The organism is Pseudomonas edaphica, assembly GCF_005863185.1.
In the GTDB taxonomy this organism is placed as follows: domain Bacteria; phylum Pseudomonadota; class Gammaproteobacteria; order Pseudomonadales; family Pseudomonadaceae; genus Aquipseudomonas; species Aquipseudomonas edaphica.
In genome coordinates this window covers 1-4,264 of the sequence record NZ_VBVZ01000534.1, presented here as the reverse complement: position 1 = coordinate 4,264, position 4,264 = coordinate 1, and the positions used below count along the sequence as shown (strand labels likewise).

The 4,264-nt window shown below is 62.6% G+C and carries 5 protein-coding genes; 2 read left to right on the top strand and 3 right to left on the bottom strand.

Translation table 11 applies throughout. The features are described from left to right. Both FEM54_RS25910 and FEM54_RS25905 read right to left on the bottom strand, forming a co-directional pair. On the bottom strand, positions 1 to 184 hold a 184-nt coding region (locus tag FEM54_RS25910; protein WP_138453596.1), incomplete at its 3' end, for a UPF0149 family protein. Between the two features lie 41 nt (positions 185 to 225). Then, complete coding sequence (locus tag FEM54_RS25905) at positions 226 to 1,515, bottom strand: chloride channel protein (protein ID WP_138453595.1); 1,290 nt, start codon at positions 1,513 to 1,515, stop codon at positions 226 to 228. Positions 1,516 to 1,707: 192 nt separating this feature from the next. Between FEM54_RS25905 and FEM54_RS25900 the strand changes: the two genes are divergently transcribed. Together FEM54_RS25900 and nudC are read left to right on the top strand one after the other, a co-directional pair. Further along, positions 1,708 to 2,520, top strand: coding sequence for a crotonase/enoyl-CoA hydratase family protein (locus FEM54_RS25900; protein ID WP_017139109.1), 813 nt, complete (start codon positions 1,708 to 1,710; stop codon positions 2,518 to 2,520). Between the two features lie 5 nt (positions 2,521 to 2,525). Further along, complete coding sequence (nudC, locus tag FEM54_RS25895) at positions 2,526 to 3,359, top strand: NAD(+) diphosphatase (protein WP_138453594.1); 834 nt, start codon at positions 2,526 to 2,528, stop codon at positions 3,357 to 3,359. On the opposite strand, the gene FEM54_RS25890 is transcribed toward nudC, so the two are convergent. Continuing rightward, positions 3,327 to 4,106, bottom strand: coding sequence for a TSUP family transporter (locus FEM54_RS25890; protein WP_017139107.1), 780 nt, complete (start codon positions 4,104 to 4,106; stop codon positions 3,327 to 3,329). The two genes, nudC and FEM54_RS25890, sit on opposite strands and share 33 nt — an antisense overlap. Positions 4,107 to 4,264 lie beyond the last annotated feature (158 nt).

Here is a 4,264-nt window from a genome sequence, read left to right as displayed (position 1 = left end):
GGTTCTGCCCACCCCAGATCGCCGGGAACCACTCACCCACGTCCACCTGTGCCGGGCTGGAGACCAGCGCGGTGAAGTAGCCGTCGAGTTCAGCCAGGTTCAGCACCGAATGATCGTCGCCGTATTTCAACAGCGTTTCGTCGATGAAGTCGAAATCGGCAGGGGTGAGGGGTTGGGCGAGCATGGGCATATCCTTTAAACGTCGAGCGCCGCGAAGTGGGCGGCTTAAAGCGCAGAGGATGGCGCTTGGGCGGGCTTTTTTCCACTTATTTCCCAGCGCTGACACAGCTTGCTCACGCACATCGAACCCACCACCGCCAGAATGATCGGCACCAGAAAGTCATGCTCGATGCGCGTAAATTCGGCCACCAGCACAATCGCGGTCAGCGGCATGCTCATGCTGGAGGCCAAAAACGCCGCCGCGCCGATAATCGCAAACGCGCCCAGCGGCACCCCGGGCCACACCAGGCTCCAGGCACCGCCGAGCAGAATCGCCAGCAGCGCGCCATTGGCCAGGCCCGGCGTCAGCAGGCCACCCTCGGCGCCCGCGCGCAGGCTGCTCGCAGTGATCAGCACCTTGACCAGCAGCAGGATGGCGGCCAGGCCTATCGTCAGCTCATTGTCGAAGCCCAGTTGCGCCGGGCCTTTGCCATTGCCCAGTATCTGCGGCAGCAGCATCGCCAGCCCGCCGATAATCGTGAAGTTGATCAGCGACATGACAGGCAGGCGCCAGCCGCGCGCGGCGTTGGCCCTGGCGGCGCCGGTAAAACGGCTGAACCCATAAGCGGCCACGCCAAACACCGGCCCGCACACTACCGCCCAGGCGATCAGCGCCGGGCTGAGCACAAAATGCGGCACTGCATATTGCGATTCCGCACCCAGCCCGATCCAGGCCACCGAAGCGCCAATCGCCGAGGTCGCCAGCGCAATGACCGCCGCCGGCCAGCTGAAGGCGCCCACCAGCACTTCCAGCACAAAGACAGCGCCGCCCAAGGGCACGTTATACACCGCCGCCAACCCGGCACCGGCACCGCAGGCCACGATCAAACGGTGCATGTGCGGTTCCAGGCGCGCGCGTTGTGACAGCCAGGTCGCGGCCAGCGCGCCGACTTCACGCGGCGCCACTTCACGGCCCAATGGCGAGCCAAGCGCCACGGTGATGATCTGCAGCACGGCGTGGGCGAGGGTGGTCTTGGGCGGCATGATCGGCATCTTTTCAGACACGGCCTGTTTGATGCTCACCAGCGGGCGACCATAGCGATAAATCGTCCACCAGCCCAGCCCGGCGACCAGGCCGCACACCACCAACACCAGCAGACGGCGCTCCGGTGCGGCAGCGGTGACGCCCCACAAAAAGGTTTCGTGGCTGACCAGGCTGTCGAGGCTGTAACCGTAGGCCAGGTGCTGGATGCCATGCAGCAGTAACGCCAGCAGCATCCCGCCCAGCCCGGCGCCAATGCCGGTCAGCACGACCACCAGGGCCAGAATCAATGATGAACGAAAGGTGGACGGCATAGCGGGCTCCAGGCAATGGCCCTGAGTGTATAGCCGATAAAGTGCGGTGCCTGGGTGAAATGTATCGGCAGGTCATAAACCCCGCGCCCACAACATTTCATTGCTTTTGCCAGTCCCGTTTTTGGCCGATGCGCCGTCATGCTCCCTTGTTATAGTTCGAGCCTTATTACTCGCCAGTCAGGGATCACTGCCATGTCCGAATACCAAGCTTTCATCGTCGAACTCACCGGCAATGTTGCCCATGTGCAGATCAACCGCCCGGAAAAGATCAACGCGATGAACGCGGCGTTCTGGACCGAGATCATCGACATCTTCCAATGGGTCGAAGACACCGACGCCGTGCGCGCCGTGGTGCTCAGCGGCGCCGGCAAGCATTTCTCCTCCGGCATCGACTTGATGATGATGGCCTCGGTGGCCAATAGCTTCGGCAAGGACGTGGGCCGCAATGCACGCTTGCTGCGGCGTAAGATCCTCGAGCTGCAAGCCTCGTTCAATGCCGTCGACACCTGCCGCAAGCCGGTGCTGGCGGCGATCCAGGGTTACTGCATTGGTGGCGCCATTGACCTGATCAGCGCTTGTGACATGCGCTACGCCGCCGAAGGCGCGCAGTTCTCGATCAAGGAAATCGACATCGGCATGGCCGCCGACGTCGGCACCCTGCAACGTCTGCCACGCATCATTGGCGACGGCATGTTGCGTGAACTGGCCTACACCGGTCGCCCGTTCGGCGCAGAAGAAGCGCGCAGCATTGGCCTGGTCAATCGTGTGTATCCCGATCAGGACAGCCTGTTGGCCGGTGTAATGGAAATCGCCCATGAAATCGCGAGCAAATCACCGATTGCCGTTGCCGGCACCAAAGCCATGATCAGCTATATGCGTGACCATACGGTCAATGATGGTCTGGAATACGTTGCCACCTGGAACTCGGCTATGTTGCAATCCAACGACCTGCGCGTGGCCATCGCGGCCCATATGAGTAAGCAGAAACCCGAATTCGTGGATTGACTGACATGACCCCAGGCTGGATTACCACAACGCTGCTGGACAACGACGCCCCTGGCGGCTGGGCCGTCGCCCGCAGCCGCGAGGGCTTTTTGCATGACACCAACGGGCCGCTGTTCCCGCGTGAATGGCTCAAGCGCCAGGACCTGTCGGTGTTCGCCGAACACGGCATCGGCCACCTTGACGGTGAGCCTGTTTACTTGCTGGAGCTGAACGCGGCGGCCGAGGTGCCAGGTTGCAGTTGGCAGGGTTTGCGCGGCTTTATGTTGCAGGGCGACCACACCCTGTACAAAGTGCTGGGCTACGCCGCGCAGATCGGCACCTGGGCGCGGGAGCATCGGTACTGTGGCAGTTGCGGCCAGGCCATGGTGCAGGTGCCGCGCGAACGTGCGATGTATTGCCAGGCCTGCGACCTGCGCAGCTACCCACGCATTTCGCCGAGCATGATTGTGCTGGTGACCCGTGGCGACGAGATTCTTCTGGCGCGGTCGCCGCGTTTTGTCACGGGTGTGTACAGCACGCTGGCGGGGTTCGCCGAGCCGGGGGAGTCGGCCGAAGACTGCCTGATCCGTGAAGTGCGCGAAGAAGTGCAGGTGGAGGTCAAGAATATTCAGTACATGGGCAGCCAGTGCTGGCCGTTCCCGCACTCGATGATGCTGGGCTTCCATGCCGAGTACGCCGGGGGTGACATCGTGCCCCAGGCTGATGAGATCGAAGACGCGCAGTGGTTCAACATTCACGACTTGCCGCCGTTGCCGGCGTCACGTTCGATCGCGCGTTACCTGATCGACCTCTACCTGGCGCGCCGTTTAGGCCACGCTGAACCAGTGTTGCCAGGCTAGGCGCACCGTCAGGCCGAGGACCACGGTGATAAACACCGGGCGAATGAATTTGGCGCCGCCGCTGATTGCGCTGCGTGCGCCAAAGAACGCGCCACACATTACCGAGAAGCCCATCGCCAGGCCGACGATCCAGTCCACCGAGCCATTGAAGATAAACACCGACAGCGCCGCTGCGTTGCTGACGAAGTTCATGCTGCGCGCCACGCCGCTGGCTTTGACCAGGTCGATAGGGTGCAGCAGCATCGTGCTGACTGTCCAGAACGCGCCGGTGCCGGGGCCGGCCACGCCGTCGTAGAAGCCCAGGCCGAAGCCTTGGGTCGATTGCCATTTCTTCTTGATCGGTGCATCGGCATCCAGCGGCGCCTTGGGCGTGCCGCCGAACAGCAAATACACACCACAGGCGAACACGATCACCGGGAGCATTTTGTTCAGGGTTTCGGCGGGCAGGTAGTGGGCGACCACGGCACCCGCCAATGCGCCGACCAGCGTGCCGACGATGGCGTGTACCCATTGGCGCGGGTGGAACAGCTTGCGCCGGTAGAAGGTGAAGCTGGCGGTGGCGGAGCCGAAGGTCGAGCTGAGCTTGTTGGTGCCCAGCACCAGGTGCGGTGGCATGCCGGCGGTGAGCAATGCCGGTGTGGTGAGCAGGCCGCCGCCGCCGGCGATGGCGTCGATAAAGCCGGCAATAAAGGCCACGCAGGCAAGAATGGCGAGGGTGGTCAGGTCAACGCTGAGTTCGAAGGGCATGGGCAGGGCTTATTATTGGCAGGGCGCAGAAAAGGGCTGCGCCAAAGGCCGGTATCTTACTTGTATCTTGTTGTTCTACGCGATCCAAATGTGGGAGCTGGCTTGCCTGCGATGGCGTCGGGTCAGTTACAGCAGTTGGGCCTGCCCTGCCGCTATCG

Coding starts and splice junctions, on each gene's coding strand:
- FEM54_RS25905 (WP_138453595.1), bottom strand. CDS start 1,515: ATGCCGTCCACCTTTCGTTCATCATTGATTCTGGCCCTGGTGGTCGTG.
- FEM54_RS25900 (WP_017139109.1), top strand. CDS start 1,708: ATGTCCGAATACCAAGCTTTCATCGTCGAACTCACCGGCAATGTTGCC.
- nudC (WP_138453594.1), top strand. CDS start 2,526: ATGACCCCAGGCTGGATTACCACAACGCTGCTGGACAACGACGCCCCT.
- FEM54_RS25890 (WP_017139107.1), bottom strand. CDS start 4,106: ATGCCCTTCGAACTCAGCGTTGACCTGACCACCCTCGCCATTCTTGCC.